Origin of the sequence: Pedobacter sp. N23S346 (genome assembly GCF_048515415.1) — a bacterium.
Lineage (GTDB): Bacteria > Bacteroidota > Bacteroidia > Sphingobacteriales > Sphingobacteriaceae > Pedobacter.
The window spans coordinates 293,981-311,570 of the sequence record NZ_JBLYEE010000005.1 but is presented as its reverse complement, the minus strand read 5'-3'; the positions used below and the strand labels follow the sequence as shown (position 1 = coordinate 311,570).

General features: G+C 38.4%; 13 protein-coding genes and 1 riboswitch. Of the genes, 9 read left to right on the top strand and 4 right to left on the bottom strand.

All coding sequences use genetic code 11. The annotated features are described in order from the left end of the window. The first annotated feature begins 30 nt into the window (after nt 1-30). The 9 genes from ACN1CD_RS11760 (at nt 31) to ACN1CD_RS11720 (ending at nt 11,206) form a co-directional block, all read left to right on the top strand. Nucleotides 31-597: a hypothetical protein gene (locus tag ACN1CD_RS11760; protein WP_132533822.1), complete on the top strand. Its 567-nt coding sequence runs from the start codon at nt 31-33 to the stop codon at nt 595-597. Between the two features lie 38 nt (nt 598-635). After that, nucleotides 636-1,373 (top strand): Bax inhibitor-1 family protein, encoded by a 738-nt coding sequence (locus tag ACN1CD_RS11755; RefSeq protein ID WP_419130587.1) that lies wholly within the window; start codon nt 636-638, stop codon nt 1,371-1,373. A gap of 155 nt (nt 1,374-1,528) precedes the next feature. Next, nucleotides 1,529-1,632: riboswitch (SAM riboswitch) on the top strand. Nucleotides 1,633-1,770: 138 nt separating this feature from the next. Then, nucleotides 1,771-5,487 carry a methionine synthase gene (metH, locus tag ACN1CD_RS11750; RefSeq protein ID WP_419130586.1) on the top strand — a complete coding sequence of 1,239 codons (3,717 nt, stop codon included), beginning with the start codon at nt 1,771-1,773 and terminating at the stop codon, nt 5,485-5,487. A gap of 70 nt (nt 5,488-5,557) precedes the next feature. Next, nucleotides 5,558-5,932: a four helix bundle protein gene (locus ACN1CD_RS11745; protein ID WP_419130585.1), complete on the top strand. Its 375-nt coding sequence runs from the start codon at nt 5,558-5,560 to the stop codon at nt 5,930-5,932. Between the two features lie 279 nt (nt 5,933-6,211). Further along, nucleotides 6,212-7,165, top strand: a complete 954-nt coding sequence (locus ACN1CD_RS11740) for a methylenetetrahydrofolate reductase (protein ID WP_419130584.1) — start codon at nt 6,212-6,214, stop codon at nt 7,163-7,165. Between the two features lie 46 nt (nt 7,166-7,211). Next, nucleotides 7,212-8,603, top strand: a complete 1,392-nt coding sequence (locus ACN1CD_RS11735; RefSeq protein ID WP_419130583.1) for a pyridoxal phosphate-dependent decarboxylase family protein — start codon at nt 7,212-7,214, stop codon at nt 8,601-8,603. A gap of 120 nt (nt 8,604-8,723) precedes the next feature. Continuing rightward, entirely contained in the window at nt 8,724-8,951 is a 228-nt protein-coding gene (locus ACN1CD_RS11730; protein ID WP_419130582.1) for a hypothetical protein, read from the top strand. An 81-nt stretch (nt 8,952-9,032) separates the two neighbouring features. Beyond that, nucleotides 9,033-9,452, top strand: coding sequence for a tail fiber domain-containing protein (locus tag ACN1CD_RS11725; protein WP_419130581.1), 420 nt, complete (start codon nt 9,033-9,035; stop codon nt 9,450-9,452). A 329-nt stretch (nt 9,453-9,781) separates the two neighbouring features. Continuing rightward, nucleotides 9,782-11,206, top strand: coding sequence for a sugar MFS transporter (locus ACN1CD_RS11720; RefSeq protein WP_419130580.1), 1,425 nt, complete (start codon nt 9,782-9,784; stop codon nt 11,204-11,206). Nucleotides 11,207-11,282: 76 nt separating this feature from the next. Here the strand turns inward: ACN1CD_RS11720 and ACN1CD_RS11715 are convergent, their stop codons facing one another. The 4 genes from ACN1CD_RS11715 to thrA form a co-directional block, all read right to left on the bottom strand. Next, a complete protein-coding gene (locus tag ACN1CD_RS11715; RefSeq protein ID WP_419130579.1) occupies nt 11,283-11,825 on the bottom strand; it encodes an REP-associated tyrosine transposase in 543 nt (180 codons plus the stop codon). A 407-nt stretch (nt 11,826-12,232) separates the two neighbouring features. Further along, a complete protein-coding gene (gene thrC, locus ACN1CD_RS11710) occupies nt 12,233-13,540 on the bottom strand; it encodes a threonine synthase (protein ID WP_419130578.1) in 1,308 nt (435 codons plus the stop codon). A 174-nt stretch (nt 13,541-13,714) separates the two neighbouring features. Further along, complete coding sequence (locus ACN1CD_RS11705) at nt 13,715-14,716, bottom strand: homoserine kinase (protein WP_419130577.1); 1,002 nt, start codon at nt 14,714-14,716, stop codon at nt 13,715-13,717. Nucleotides 14,717-14,901: 185 nt separating this feature from the next. Next, on the bottom strand, nt 14,902-17,352 hold the full coding sequence (thrA, locus tag ACN1CD_RS11700; RefSeq protein WP_419130576.1) for a bifunctional aspartate kinase/homoserine dehydrogenase I: 2,451 nt from the start codon (nt 17,350-17,352) through the stop codon (nt 14,902-14,904). Between the last annotated feature and the right edge of the window lie 238 nt (nt 17,353-17,590).

Genomic DNA, 17,590 nt, shown 5'->3' with positions numbered 1-17,590 from the left:
AAAATTCACTCATTCAATAATTAAAAAAACATGCACGAGATAGAGCCGTATTACCAGTGGAGAGATGATTATATTTCGGCAGAAGATGAGCGTTCGCCATTTTACAATACCGAATATTCTGAGCTATACTTTGATAAGCAGATCTATAATTTTCTGCTTCACCCGCAGTGGGATGAGTTTGGTTCTAATACATTATACATGAAGGTATTGTATGCTGATTATGATCACAGCTATGCCATTATAGAATTTATAGGGGAGTGGAACGATGCCATTAACAATGATATCATGTTGCTTAAGCGCGATATCCTGGAATTGATGATGGATGAAGGAATTAACAAATTCATTTTAATTGGCGAAAATGTGCTTAATTTTCATTCCTCTGATGACAGTTATTATGAAGAATGGTTTCAGGAAGTAGAAGATGGCTGGATTGTTGGGGTAAACTTTCAGGAACATGTGATCAGGGAGTTTAAAGATAATAACATTGATTATTACATCAACTTTGGAGGAGCTTTCGATAACCTGCCCTGGCGTACCTTAAAACCGTTACAGTTCTTTAAGAAAGTTGAAGAAATGCTGACAAAAAGACTGAATTAAAGTATTATTTTTAAAATCATTTAAATACACAAATAAAAATGGAACAACAAAATTATCAATATCAAGGCAATAGTGTTTTCGTACAGGAAAACTCAGTGTCTAAAAAATTCTTTGCCAGCGTATTCTTATGGATGTTCGTTGCATTAATCGTTTCAAGCGTTTCTGCATTTGTATTGGCAAATTCTCCGGGAATCTTATCTTACTTAGTAGCTGAAAAAGGATTTACCGTATTGGGATACATCGCTATTTTTGCACCACTTGGTTTAGTCATGCTGATGGGGGCCGCCATGCAAAGGTTATCATTCCCTGCTTTAGTGGGAGTTTTTCTGTTGTATTCTTTGCTAACAGGCGTTATGCTAGGTTTTATCCTTTTAATTTATACCTCCACCTCTATCGCCATTTGCTTCGTTGCAGCAGCAATTATTTTTGCTGTTATGGCAGTAATGGGCTATACTACAGATGTTGATTTGAGTAAATTCGGGCCAATCTTAATGGCCGGAGTAATTGGCTTAGTTGTAGTAAGTCTGATCAACTTCTTTATCGGTAGCGAAACTTTGAACTACATTTTAGGCTTTGTTGGTGTGGCTATTTTTACAGCGCTTACCGCTTACAAGGTCCAGGAAATTAAAAGAATAGGCGAAGGTTTGGATGAAAGCGGAAATGAAATTGCATTGGCCGACAGCAAAAAATTAGCCATAATGGGTGCCTTATCGCTTTACATCACGTTCATTAACTTATTTCTATCTCTTTTGCGTTTATTTGGAGGCAGAAGATAATTCAATAAAAATTCCTAACCATCGGATTTCATTGGTTTTAGGTTAACAACAAAACATTATTTTAAAGGCTATGCATTTTTGCATGGCCTTTGTAATTTTATTTGGTAACGAAGCGATAAATTTTGGAAATGATGTTGCTTTGTTGCATTTTTGTATGCTTATTAAGAAAGACGGAGGGATTAGACCCAACGAAGTCTTAGCAACCTGTGCCAACAAGGTGCTACATTCTAATCTCGGTTAACCGGGAGAAAGATAAGTTAAGGAAGTACTATCCATGTGCCAACTTTTTGAATAAGCCTTTTTTGAGATTTGAGAAATTAGATTTGAGATTTGAGGCCAATTATAAATGTCTTAATTTCTCATATCTCTCCTCTCGTCTCTCACATCTAATAACAGAATGAGCATAAGAGCAGAATTAGAAAAACGTATTTTAGTAATCGACGGTGCGATGGGCACTATGATTCAACGTTATACACTTACCGAAGAGGATTTTAGAGGAGAACGGTTTAAAGATCATCCCTGCGACGTAAAAGGCAATAATGATTTGCTTAATATTACCCGTCCGGATATTATTAAAGCCATCCATCTCGAATATTTGGCCGCTGGTGCAGATATCATCGAGACCAATACCTTTAGTACGCAAAGGATTTCCATGGCTGATTATCAGATGGAAGATCTGTCGTATGAATTAAGTTATGAAGGTGCAAGAGTGGCAAAAGAGGCAGCCGATGAGTTTATGGCAGCTAATCCAGATCGTAAATGTTTCGTAGCCGGTGCCATTGGTCCAACGAACAGAACCCTTTCCATGTCGCCTAATGTAAATGATCCCGGTTACCGGGCAGTTTATTTTGATGAATTGGAAGCCGCTTATTATGAGCAGGTACGTGGTTTGGTAGATGGTGGATCGGATGTATTGCTGATTGAAACCATCTTTGATACCTTAAATGCAAAAGTGGCCATTGTGGCTATTAAAAAATATGAAGAAGTAATTGGGCGTAAACTGGAAATCATGATTTCTGGTACCATTACCGATGCTTCGGGTAGAACTTTATCCGGACAAACGGCTGAAGCTTTTTTAAACTCCGTGATGCATGCGAAGCCATTGAGTATTGGTTTTAACTGTGCCTTGGGTGCGAAAGAAATGCGTCCGCATATTGAAGAGTTAGCTGCAAAAGCAGGATGTTATGTTTCAGCTTATCCAAATGCAGGTTTGCCAAACGAATTTGGTGCTTATGATGAGCAACCCCATGAAACTGCCCATTTAGTGGATGATTTTATCGCTTCTGGCTTCGTAAATATTGTGGGTGGCTGTTGTGGTACAACGCCTGAACATATCGGCTGTATTGCAGCAAATGCCAGAAAAGCATCTCCGAGAAAAATTCCGATTATTCCGCCTTATATGCGTTTGAGTGGCCTGGAACCCGTAACCATTACGCCAGAAAGCATCTTCGTGAACATTGGGGAGAGGACTAATATTACAGGTTCGCCTAAATTTTCAAAATTAATTTTAGGCGGAGATTATGAAGCTGCCTTGGCCGTTGCCTTGCAACAAGTTGAAGGTGGTGCACAGGTAATTGATGTGAACATGGATGAAGGAATGCTGGATTCTGAAGCCGCAATGACCAAATTTCTAAACCTGATTGCCTCCGAACCTGACATTGCAAAGTTGCCAATCATGGTGGATTCATCCAAATGGTCGGTGATAGAAAATGGCTTAAAATGTTTGCAGGGAAAAGGAATCGTGAATTCGATTTCCTTAAAAGAAGGAGAAGACAAATTTCGTGAAAGTGCCCAAAAGATTATGCAATATGGCGCTGCAGTAGTGGTAATGGCTTTCGATGAACAAGGTCAGGCCGATAACTACGAGCGGAGAAAAGAAATTTGTAAAAGAAGCTATGATATTTTGGTGCATGAAATTGGATTTCCGGCAGAAGATATCATCTTCGACCCTAATATTTTAACGGTAGCCACCGGATTGGAAGAGCATAATAATTATGCCGTAGACTTTATCAATGCTACCCGTTGGATCAAAGAAAATCTGCCACACGCGAAAGTAAGTGGAGGGGTTTCTAACATTTCATTTTCATTCAGGGGGAATAATACCGTTCGCGAGGCGATGCACTCTGCTTTTCTTTATCACGCCATTCAGGCTGGTTTGGATATGGGGATTGTAAATGCAGGAATGCTTGAAGTTTATCAGGAAATTCCACCAGAACTTTTAGAAAGGGTAGAAGATGTACTGCTGAACCGGAGAGATGACGCCACAGAGCGTTTGGTAGAGTATGCTGATACCGTAAAATCGAAGGGTAAAGAGATCGTAAAAGATGAGGAGTGGAGAAAAGGGCCTGTAGAGGAACGGTTATCTCATTCTTTGGTAAAGGGAATTGTAGAATACCTGGATGATGATGTGGAAGAAGCGCGTCAGAAATATGCCCGCCCAATTCAGGTAATTGAAGGACCTTTAATGGATGGGATGAATATTGTTGGGGATCTTTTTGGAGCAGGGAAAATGTTTCTGCCTCAGGTAGTGAAATCGGCAAGGGTAATGAAAAAGGCTGTAGCTTATTTATTGCCTTTCATCGAACAAGAGAAATTAGATAATCCCGATCAAAATCAAAGTTCATCTGCCGGAAGAGTATTAATGGCAACCGTAAAAGGTGATGTGCATGATATTGGTAAGAACATTGTCGGTGTGGTTTTGGCTTGTAATAACTTCGAAATTGTAGATATGGGCGTGATGGTTCCTGCACAGGAAATCATCAAAAAAGCCAAAGAAATAAATGCTGATATTATTGGTTTAAGTGGATTAATCACGCCATCTCTGGATGAAATGGTGCACTTTGCTAAAGAAATGGAACGTGAAAACTTTACCATTCCTTTAATTATTGGTGGAGCGACAACATCACGCATTCATGCAGCAGTTAAGGTGGCACCAAACTATTCCGGACCTGCCATTCATGTATTAGATGCCTCCCGAAGTGTTACGGTTTGCAGTACTTTAATGAATCCGGAAACGAAGGATGACTATGTAGCTGGAATCAGAGCGGAATATGATAAAGCACGTGAAGCACATTTAAACAAGCGATCTGACAAGCGCTTTAAAACATTAGAACAAGCCCGTGAAAACAAGTTTAAAATAGATTTTAAATCAGATCTTCCTGCACCGGAGTTTACCGGAACAAGAGTGTTTGATAATTATCCACTGGAAGAACTGGTTCCCTATATTGACTGGACACCATTTTTCCACACCTGGGAACTCCGCGGAAGCTATCCAAAAATTTTCGACGATAAAAACGTTGGTGATGAAGCCAAAAAACTTTTCGATGATGCGCAGACGTTATTAAAAAGAATTCTTGATGAAAAATTATTAATCGCCAGAGGGGTAATCGGTTTCTGGCCGGCAAATGCGGTGGGAGACGATATTGAACTAGAAGTCCGGAGTCTGGAGTCCGAAGTCGGAAGTCAGAATGGCGACTCAAGACTAGCGACTCAAGACTCAGGCCTAGTTACCATACACACCCTTCGTCAGCAGGCAGAGAAAGTAGATGGGCAGCCTTACTATGCTTTATCAGATTTTATTGCTCCAAAAGAGAGTGGTATTCAGGATTATTTTGGTGGTTTTGCCGTAACCACCGGGATTGGAATTGATGCGCTGGTTGAAGAATTTGAATCCAATCATGACGATTATAATAGCATTATGGCAAAAGCCTTAGCCGATCGATTGGCTGAGGCTTTTGCAGAACGGATGCATGAGCGGGTACGTAAAGAATACTGGGGTTATGCCAAAGATGAAAATCTTTCCAACACCGAATTAATTAAGGAAGAATATGCAGGGATCCGTCCGGCACCTGGTTATCCTGCCTGCCCGGAACATACTGAAAAGGGTACTTTATTTGAATTATTAGATGCTGAAAATCAAATCGGCCTGCGTTTAACTGAAAGTTATGCCATGTATCCAACAGCTGCGGTAAGTGGTTTTTACTTTGCACATCCTGATTCCAGGTATTTTGGATTAGGAAAGATTACTAAAGACCAGATTGAAGATTATGCAGCGCGTAAAAAGATGTCGATTGAAGAAGTGGAGCGGTGGCTGAGTCCGAATTTGGCATATTAGGTTGTGGGTTATGAGTTACAGGTTATCAGTTTTGGAGTACAGAATGTGATAAGCTATAGTAAAGGTTCATATGGAAAAAGAAAAGAAAAATTATACTGATTTAGATGTTTGGAAACAGGCAAGAATCTTGTCGAAGGAAATTTATTTGGTATCTTCTGATTTTCCTAATGAAGAAAGATTTGGCTTAACGAGCCAGATCAGAAGAGCGGCAGTGTCGATTCCTTCTAATATTGCGGAAGGCTGTGGAAGGAATCATCCCAAAGATAGCATACAATTTTTCTATGTAGCTAGAGGTTCTGTTTACGAAGTCGAAACACAATTGTATTTATCTTATGATTTGAATTTTATCGCTGAACCGGATTTAAAGGCCATATTAAGTAAGCTGGAAACGACACGAAAACTATTAAATGGATTTATAAATTACTATTATACACTTGTTAAATAAGCATTCAGACTTTCAACTTTTAATCTGCAACCTTTAACAATAGAATGTTGGCCTGGTAGACACCTGGACTTTTAACATTTAACCTGCAACTTTTAACTATAGAATGCTGGCCAGATAGGCACCCAGACTTTTAACATTTAACCTGCAACTTTTAACTATAGAATGCTGATCAAATAGGCAACCAGACTTTTAACTTTCAACCTGCAACTTTTAACTATAGAATGCTGGCCTGATAGGCACCCAGACTTTCAACCTTTAACCTGCAACCTTCAACCCAAAATGAAAATTACCGACCATATAAAAAACGCTAAGGGTAAAACCTTATTCTCTTTTGAACTACTACCACCAATTAAAGGGCAGAGTATCCAGTGGATTTACGATGCCATTGATCCTTTGCTGGAGTTTGAGCCTCCTTTTATCGATGTGACTTCCTTACGTGAAGATTATATTTATAAAGAGCAGGAAAATGGTTTGTTGCAAAAAGTATCTTACCGTAAGCGCCCGGGTACCATAGCTATTTGTGCGGCCATTATTCATAAGTATAAAATTGATGCGGTACCACATTTAATTTGTGGTGGCTTTACCAAGGAGGAAACGGAAAATGCATTAATCGATTTGCAATTTTTAGGCATCGATAATGTGTTGGCATTAAGAGGCGACGCACGTTCGGCTGATCAGTCTTTTATTCCTACAAAAGGCGGTCATTGTTATGCAACCGATTTAATTCAGCATATTAAAAACCATAACGATGGCAAATTTTTGCATGAAGATATTGAAACCTTCAAAAGTGATTTTTGCATCGGCGTAGCCGGATACCCTGAAAAACATTTCGAAGCACCCAACTTAAATGCCGACTTCAAATATTTAAAGACAAAGGTAGATATGGGCGCAGAGTTTATTGTAACGCAGATGTTTTTTGATAACCAGAAGTATTTCGATTTTGTGAGGAAATGCAGAGAGAATGATATTAATGTGCCAATTATTCCAGGGTTAAAACCGATTAGCACCTTAACGCAATTGAACGTGTTGCCTAAAATTTTCCATATTGATCTGCCAGATGAGTTGAGTGATGCCTTATCTCACGCAAAAAATAATTCTGAGGCAAAAGAAATCGGAACGACAGCGATGATTAAACAGTGTAAAGAATTGATGGATTTCGGTGCACCTGTATTACATTTTTATACCATGGGTAGACCAGAACAAACAAAGCAGATTGCAAAAGCGATTTTCTAAAATTACTATGAATTAAACTGTTTTTGATTACCTAAAAGAATTACAAATGAACCATTTAGATAAAGATTTAGCACAACTCGATGAAATTCTTAACCAGGTACAAAAGCAAAGTTCAGATTATTTAAGTCAACTCCATAGCAGGCCAACTACTGGTAAAATAAATCCAGATCATACCGCTGCCTTTAGTGATGAAGGTTTGGGTACATTAGGTTCACTTGAATATTTTAATAAGCGTTTTGAACCTGCAATAGTTGCCTCATCAGGACCAAGATATTGGGGCTTTGTAACCGGAGGGACAACACCAGCTGCCATTGCCGGCGATTGGCTGGCTTCTGTTTATGATCAAAATACACAATCGGTAAAAGGGAATGGAGATATTTCCGCGACAATAGAATTTGAAACCATTAAACTTTTATTATCACTATTCAATTTACCTGAAGATTTTTTTGGTGGTTTTGTAACCGGCGCCACCATCTCCAACTTTACCTGTTTAGGCAGTGCCAGACAATGGATTGGTAAACAATCAGGAAGAGATTTTGCCAAAGAAGGTGTGAGTGGTTTGATTAAGGTATTATCAGCTACGCCACATTCATCAGCCATGAAATCGCTTGCTATGCTTGGAATGGGTAGTAATAATATAATTAAAGTGGATGTTTTGCCAGGCAATCGTGAGGCACTGGACGTAACTGATCTGGAGAATAAAATTATTGCACTAAACGGTGAACCTTTTATTTTAATTTCCAGTGCAGGAACGGTTAATACTGTTGACTTTGATGATTTCTTAGCTATTCAAAAACTGCATGATAAATATAATTTTTGGTGGCATATCGATGCTGCGTTTGGTGGTTTTGCAGGTTGTTCACCAAAACATCAACATTTGGTAGCGGGTTGGGAGCAGGCAGATAGCATCACCGTTGATTGCCACAAGTGGCTAAATGTTCCTTACGAGAGCGCAGTATTTTTTGTGAAAAGAAAACATCAGATGCTGCAAATGGAAACCTTTCAAAATGCTAATGCAGCTTACCTGGGTAATCCTTTAGAATACTTTAATTACCTTAACTTTCTTCCTGAAAACTCCCGTCGCTTAAAAGCATTACCAGCTTGGTTCAGTTTGATGAGTTATGGCAAGCTAGGCTATCAACAGGTTGTAGAAAGCAATGTGGATCATGCCTTATTGTTTGCTAAATTTATAGAAAGTAATGAGGCATTCGAGATGCTTGCACCTGTGCGATTGAATACCGTTTGCTTTTCATTAAGGGATAAGAATTACCTGGACGAGTTTCTTTATCGGCTGAATACTACTGGCAAGGTTTTTATGACAGCTACTATTTACAATGGAGTTAAAGGCATTCGTGCGGCCTTTGTAAACTGGCGAACTTCGGCAATTGATATTCAAATCGCTATTGATGAAATGAATAAAATTCTGACAGAACTTTAACGCAATTAGATTGTTAAAAAGATTGTACAACTTATATTTGTGAGAATGAAGTTCACTGGTTTGAAATATATATTAATTATCTGCATCGCAGCCACTTTTTTTATAAAGGTGAGCAATGCTATGTCATATATTAAATATTCGCCTACTGAACTGGAATATGCATCTAACAATGATGATGCTACTGAAAAAGAGGAAAAGAAAGTCGAAACAGAATACTTTACCGATCATTTTTTATTTGTTACAAATGTAATTATACCCTTTATTGCAGAAAAGAAAGTGATCGTTCCTGACCATTTCTTTTACCCTGCTTATTTTCCAGAGGTACTTACGCCTCCACCATCAGTGTAACTATACATTATTTTTAATTCTAATATGCATTGCGTAATCGCGGTAGCATTTCCATTTTAATTCATTCAAATACATTATAATATGAAACGAGCAATTTCATTTACGTTTGCAGCATTTTTAATCGCCGCATCACTACAAATCAGTGCACAAGAAGTGGCACAAAACAATGTAAAACCAGTTAGTAATTCACTGGAAATGGTTTCTAAACTACAGCCAGTGAGTTTTAACTATGATAAAACATGGGCCGAAAAATTGAAAATCTCGCCAAAACAACAATATGGCTTCATCGGGACAGAAGCCAGATCTGCAGTGCCTGAAATAGTAACGGTACAGGCAAAAGATTATGCAGCTGGTAAAAATGCTTATCGATCAGCAACACTTACAAAGGTGGATTATGAAAACTTAATTCCTTTATTGGTTGGAAGTATCAAAGAGCAGCAACAACAGATTGATGCTTTGCGACAAGAGATTCAATCGTTAAAATCTCAAAGTGCTAAGTAAAATTGATTAAAGGCTGGGTTTAAATCCAGCCTTTTTTATAATATATTTATCTGTTAGCTGATATATCTAATGCTTAATGAAATATGAAAGTCATATTTTAAATCTACCTTTCTTATCTGTACAGCACTATTTATAAATCGATTTACCTTAAGGGGTTGATATCGAGTTTATTCAATGACTTTTGGTAAATGATATGCGTCTTGATAACTGTTATAACTTTTATAGTATACACCGCTCTTAAAAACTGAAAAAACCGTTTCTTTGGTTAGTTAAAATTGGACATTCTACAGTCATGTCTGAATTTTATTTGTTTAATTTTTATATACACAATGGATACCAAATTTTCAGAAACGAAATCAAAATCTAATTACACCGTTCCGCTCATCACCATTACCCTTTTGTTTTTCATGTGGGGGTTTATAACCTGCATGAACGATATTCTAATTCCTTATTTAAAGAAGCTTTTCAGCCTGACTTTTTTTGAGTCAATGCTGGTTCAGTTTAGTTTTTTTGGAGCCTATTTTGTGGGTTCGTTAATTTATTTTTTAATTTCATATACTAAAGGTGATCCAATCAATAAAGTAGGCTATAAGAAAGGCATACTCTTTGGAATTGTGCTTGCTGCTATAGGTTGTGTGCTCTTTTTCCCGGCAGCCACTTATTCTATCTATCCCTTGTTTTTGGGTGCATTATTTGTTTTAGGGCTTGGTTTTACCGTATTACAAATTACGGCAAATGCTTACGTTTCTTTATTAGGACCTGAAGACAGTGCATCGAGCAGGTTAAATTTAACACAGGCTTTTAATGCTTTTGGGACCACCATTGCGCCTATTTTGGGGGGGCATTTAATTTTCGAATTCTTCTCTGAAGCGGATGGAAGTTTTAGCGCATCGGCTACGCGAATTCCTTATTTAATCTTCGCAGGTATACTACTTTTGGTAGGTTTATTAATCTTTTATGTAAAATTACCTTCATTTAAGCCTGAAGAAGAAGAGCAGGCAAAAGGCTTGGGCGTGCTAAAGTTCCCTCATTTAACAAGAGGTATTGTAGCACTTTTCTGTTATGTGGGGGCTGAGGTAGCTGTTGGTAGTTTCATTATCAGTTTCCTACACCTTCCGGAGATTAGTGGATTGGAAGAAGCGGTAAGCAAAAATTACCTTTCCTTATATTGGGGCGGCGCAATGATTGGTCGTTTCGTAGGGTCTATTTCTTTGAATCATTCCTTAAGTCAGTCTAAGAAAATTATCTACATGCTTGGTACGGCAATTTTAGTGTTTGCCCTCATTTTTAGTATCGTAGATTTAACATTTGCACAAATCAGTTTCTTCCTTGTTTTTATCGCTTTAAATTTTATTGGTTTCTTAGTTGGAAAATCAGCTCCAGCAAGAACTTTGGCGATCTTCTCTACCATTAATGTATTGCTTTTAATTTCGGTAATGGTGAATAAAGGTGAGCTGGCTATGTATAGTGTTTTGGGGATCGGAATTTTTAACTCCATTATGTTCTCAAATATTTACACTTTGTCAATAGCAAAATTAGGTGTCTATACCAGTCAGGGATCTTCTTTACTGGTGATGGCCATTTTAGGTGGGGCGGTGCTTCCATTGGTGCAGGGCGCAGTGGCCGATCAGATTGGCGTCCATCATTCCTTCATTTTACCTCTGGTTTGTTATCTATTTATCTTATACTTCGGTATTTATTGCTCGAAACATTTGAAAGGAATAGAACAAACGAGTGTTAAGGGCGGACATTAGTGTTTGTTGAAATCCTAAAAATCTAAATATTTATAAGAAAGTCCAGAAAAAACTTCTGGACTTTCTTATGTTAACTCTATAAATAAACGACTTCAATCAGGCCCATCCCTTCACTATAGTTAATAGCAGAGCTATATACATAATGTTCTGGCTCATAAACAATTCCAGCTTCGACAGGGTTATTATGGATATAATCTAGTTTTTGTTCTTTAAAAAGGTTAGTCTCTACCGAGATTGGATGGTAGCCGTCTTGCCAAAACTTATATTCATCGCTCTTTGCGTGGATTTTGGCAGCAAATGAAAATTTATTCAACATCCATTCTCTGCTTTCATTAATCTCCTTAATTGTCGAGGTAATTTTTCGTGAGGTAAATTTTTTAAAGTCTCGGATAATATCTGGAAGATTCTTGCCCTCTTCAGCACTAACCATCATGTGTAAATGACTGGGCATTAAACACCACGCATAAATAATTAAACCTTTTTCTTTCTGGCAGTACTTAAGACTTTCTATAACTACTTCTGCAAGCTCTTTTCTGGTGAAAACATCAATCCAATTGACAACTGTAGTTGTAATGAAATAAATGCCGTTATCATCGGCTACCTTATATTTGAAACCCATTAATAAATATAAGGTATTGATTAATAGATTAAAAACTTTTCTTTAGAGGGGTTAGTCCGGAAATTTTTTCCGGACTTATATATCTATGGATTTGTAATCCATCATACTTATAGATAGATGAGTACTTTCCAATCAACTCTATCTTAAAATTCTTAAATAATATAAAGATACAGCTACGAGGATTAAACATCCTCAGGAATATAGATCGGGATTAAAAATCCCGACCAGCGATCCTGGATAATTCAACGTTAGTCCGGAAATTTTTTCCGGACTGTAGTTCTGTGGATTTTTAATCCACTTATAAGGTTTAAGGATTATAAATCCTTAGGAATATGGGTCGGGATTATAGATCCCGACCAACGCAAGTTTATAAAACTTTAAGAAAACAGATCCCAATCAACGAAGAACTAGTTATTTAATAAATATTTTTTAAATCCGTCAAAATCTGCCTCCAGTTGATCTGCATGTTTAGGGAGACTTTCCAAAGCCGTAACCTGTGCAGGGATATCAATTTTAGCGGCAATATCTGCTGGGAAAATATCAGGAAACTTACAGGCATGAGCTGTTGATAAAAATACAGCTGCGCTATCATCAGCAGGATTTTCTTTTCTGTATTGTTCTACTGCCAGGTAGGCAATGGCTGTATGCGGACAAGCAACATAATTTAGTTTCTCATCTAGATCTTTAATGCCTTCAAGCGTTTCTTCATCATTAAAACGATAAGATGTAACTACTTCCTTTAGTTTATCAATATCCTGATCGAATAGATCCATAATGCGAATCCAGTTGCTAGGCGCACCTACATCCATAGCATTGGAATAAGTTTGTGAAGATGGACGCGTTTGATAGATCCCACTTTCCAGAAAACGAGGAACGGTATCATTGATGTTAGTTGCTGCGATAAATTGTTTTACAGGTAAACCAAGTTTGTAAGCCAGTAAGCCTGCTCCAATGTTGCCGAAATTACCACTAGGAACAGAAAAAACCAAATCATTTAAACCTTGCCTTTTCAACTGTGCATAGGTATTGAAATAGTAGAAGGTTTGCGGAATTAATCTCGAAATGTTAATGGAGTTGGCAGAAGTTAATCTGAATTTACTATTAAGTTCCGTATCAGCAAAGGCTTGTTTAACCAAAGCCTGGCAATCATCAAAAGTACCTTTTACTTCAATAGCCCTGATGTTATTTCCATTTGTGGTTAGCTGTAGCTCTTGTATCGGACTCACTTTTCCCTCTGGATACAGAATAGTCACTCTGGTATTAGGTACGCCTAAAAAGCCTAAAGCTACTGCGCCACCAGTATCGCCCGAGGTAGCCACTAAAACATCCAATAGCTGTTCGCCATCTTTCAGGAAATAAGCCATTACACGACTCATAAAACGGGCGCCGAAATCTTTAAAAGCTAGCGATGGTCCGTGAAAAAGCTCGAGTACAAAAGTTTTATCGTCAAGTTTTACTGCAGGTGCTTCAAAATTAATGGCATCATCAATCAGTGCTTTTAAATCAGCAGCAGGAATCTCGTCCTTTAGTAATGCTGAGGCAACTTTGTAAGCAATTTCAGGTAGGGAATATTGCTCAATATTTTGGATAAAATCAGCATCCAGCTGCGGAATTTCAACAGGCATATATAAGCCTTTATCCTGTGGCATACTATTAAAAACGGCTTCCTTAAAGGAAATGCGTAAATCTTTATTATTGGTTGAATATAATATCATGGTTGAAGGTTAGAAGATTGGAAGGCTGGAAGGTTTGAGAGTATAATTCCCAATGCTCATACCTTTTTACACCTTTAATTTAAATTATTTTTCTTAAGGATTGTCAATGATGGAAGTGGAATAGAAAGGTTTAGGTCAATTGTCCCTCAACCTTTCTACCCTCAACCATCTACCTCAAATTACTCTTGGTCCTTCGGCATTAACTGAAGAAACATAGGCTTTACTGTTAATATTGATTTTATGTAAATGTTGTTGCTGGGCTTTAGTAATTGTTCTAGCGGTTTCTTCGTCTTTGGTTAATGCAAATACCGAGGGGCCTGATCCTGAAATACCAAATCCTATTGCGCCGTTTTCCATTGCAATGGCTCTCATTTCTTCGAAACCTGGAATTAAGATTGAACGGGTAGGCTCTACCAAAACATCTTTCATACTTCTGCCAATCAGATCAAAATCATTCATAAATAAACCGCTGACTAAACCTGCAACGTTTCCCCATTGGGTAACGGCATCTTTGAGCAGAACCTTGCTGCGAATCATCTGACGGGCATCTTTGGTGGGTACATCAACTTCCGGATAAACAATTGCGGCATACATTCCGGCAGGAGTTGGTAAAGAAATTACATCAAGTGGATCGTAACTTCTAACCAAAACAAATCCGCCTAAAATGGCTGGTGCAACATTATCGGCATGGCCATAACCACAGGCAAGTTCTTCACCTTTCATGGCAAAAGGAACCAATTCTTTAGGACTTAGTAAATCGCCCATTAGTTTATTAATGGCGAACAGACCAGCAACCGTGCTCGCCGAACTTGATCCTAATCCGCTACCAATTGGCATTTTTTTATGCAATTCAATTTCAACGCCTATATCTAATCTATTGATGTGTTGCAAATAATGCTGAACACTGGCGCTTACGGTATTTTTTTCTGCATCTAATGGTAAACGTCCATCATCACCAGTAATCATCTTGATTACTACTCCAGGCGTATTAGTTAAGCGCATTTCAACTTCATCACCAGGTTCGTTCACTGCGAAACCCAGTACGTCGAATCCGCAAACTACGTTAGCAACAGTTGCAGGAGCGAAAACTCTAACCCCCCGGCCCCCTAAAGGGGGAGTAGCCGTTCCAGTGGCTATAGCAGGGTTATCAGTATGGTGTAAATTATTATTTGACATTTTGTTATATTTTTTCCAAGGATTGAAACCTTGGGCTATGTTGTTAATCGTCTTTATACTTTATTTTTATTACCTCTTTCTCATCCATCTCACTTGTAGCTTCCTCTCTAGGGTTATGTTACTTAGTATTGAAATCCTGCTATACTACATGCTTCGACTATGGGTTTTATTCCCCTTTTAGGGGGCTAGGGGGTCTGACCCACATTTATAATATCGGCAAAAACACCAGCTGCGGTAACTTCTGCACCTGCGCCCGGGCCTTTTACCACTAACGGACGGGATTTGTATCGATCAGTAGTGAACGAAATGATGTTATCACTTCCCGAAAGCATATAGAAAGGGTGGCTATCATCGACCATTTGCAGGCTGATTTCTACATTGCCATCTTCTAGCTTCCCGATGTAACGCAACACCTTGCCATCATTAGCTGCTTTATTTTTTAAATCTTCGAAGTAAGCCGAATTTGCTTGTAATTCTTTGTAAAAGTCTTCCACAGAAGTGGCGTTTAAACAAGCTTCCGGTAAGATGTTGTCAATTTTCACATCAACAGCTTCTAAGGGATAACCTGCATCACGTGCCAGAATCAACATTTTACGCATGAAATCTTTTCCATTCAAATCATCTCGTGGATCTGGTTCTGTATAACCCAATTCCTGTGCTTCCTTAACTGTTTCGTAAAATCGGGCTTCACCTTTAAAATTATTGAAAATGTATGAGATTGTTCCGGATAAAATAGCCTCGATACGGGCGACTTTATCGCCACTCATCATCAATTCTTTTAGCGTTCTGATGATTGGTAAGCCTGCACCAACATTTGTTTCATAATAAAAATCTACGCCAAACTTACGGGCAGTATCTTTAAATGATTTGTATTGGGCGAAACCTGCAGAGTTGCCTTTTTTATTGCAGGTAACTACAGAGATGCTGCTTTCAAAAATTCCCTGATAAAATTCGATAGGTGTTTCTGCTGCGGTATTGTCTACAAAAACACAGTTGGGTAAATTCATTGCTTTCATTTTAGCTACAAATCCTGCCAAATCAGCCTGTTCACCATTTTCATTGAGGTCATTTTCCCAATTCTCCAGCGACAAACCGTCGGCATTAAATACCATTTTACGGGTGTTGCATATTCCGGTTACCTTTACTTGCAAATCGTTATTTTCAGCAAGAAAAGGCATTTGTTCTTTTAACTGATTAAATAGCGTTTTGCCAATATTTCCTGTTCCCAAACAGAAAATATTTAATGTTCTTTTCAAATCAGTAAAGAAGGCATCGTGAACGGCGTTTACTGCTTTAGACAAATCATCCTTGCTGATGATTACGGAGATATTATATTCTGAAGATCCTTGTGCAATCGCCCTTACATTAATTCCGTTACGGCCAAGTGCACCAAACAAACGACCGCTCATACCTGGCGTGCGTTTCATGTTTTCGCCAACTATAGCCAATACGGCCAGGTTATTTTCAACTTCCGGCAAGGCCAGTTTATTCGCATCAAGCTCCAGCTCAAATTCTTTTTTGATTAAGGCAATCGCCTGACCAGCATCAGTTGGTTTCACTGCAAAAGTAATGCTGTGTTCTGATGATGATTGGGTAATTAACACTACGTTAATTTGCTCACGTGATAGCAAGGAAAACAACCTGCCACTAAAGCCAGCCTTTCCAACCATGCCACTTCCGGTAAGGTTGATGATGCTGATATGATCGATAGAGGAGATGCCTTTGATGGGTAGGGTGGATATTTTTACATCGCTTTTAATATAGGTTCCGCTGAAATCGGGCTGGAACGTATTTTTAATTACAATTGGAATTTTCTTCATGAAAGCCGGGATCATCGTTGGCGGATAGATCACTTTTGCTCCAAAATAACTTAATTCCATTGCTTCTGTATAACTTAATTCTGGTAACGAGAATGCTTTTTTCACAATCCGTGGATCGGCAGTCATCATGCCGTTTACATCAGTCCAGATTTCGATTTCCTCAGCATTCAGTGCAGAACCCCAAACAGCCGCGGTGTAATCAGAACCCCCACGGCCCAAAGTGGTTACTCTTCCTGCTGCATTACTGGCGATAAAACCGGTAACAAAAAGTACCTTATCTTTATTTGTCTGATAGAAATCATTAATCAGTATTTCTGTTAAATCGGTATCTACCTTGGCTTGTCCGAAATTGCTATCGGTTTTTATTAACTCAGATCCATTTACATATAAAGCCTCTGCAAACTGTTGTGAGGCGATATGTGCAATCATGAAAGAAGAACAACGTTCTCCATAACTTAAAATCTGATCTTTGGTTTGTGCACTTAGTTCACGCAGGTTATTCACTGCCTGTAATAAATCTTCCAATTCGTTGAAGAAAATCTTTAGGCGTGTAAAAACAGGGTTTTGTGCAGCTGCAGGCAGTAACGAACGAATTACTGCGAAATGTTTCGCTTCAATTTCTTTTAAAGAAGCGTCGTAATTTTCTCCACGTTCAGCCCTTTCGGCCATATCAGTCAGGAGGTTAGTTACGCCACTCATTGCCGATAATACCACTATCGGATTGCTCTGTAATTTTTCTTTTGCTACTATGTTAAGTAGTGTTTTAATGTTCTCGGCCGAACCTACGGATGTGCCACCGAATTTAAGTACTTTCATTAGTTCTGGTTTTAGCGAAAACTGCCCCTTGCCTGTTAATTATTTCGGTTTGGTGCGATTTTCTATGGTTTGGGTTTAAAAAAAAAAAGCGTCCCGATTGGTATCGGGACGCTTTCTGTGTTTTGTATGTTAATTCAATTTACAACAAATTAGCCCCGCTGGTTTATCCCGGTGGTAATAATAATCGTTGTAATAATTGAAGAGTTTAAAATCATTTCTATTGGTGTATTTTGTACAC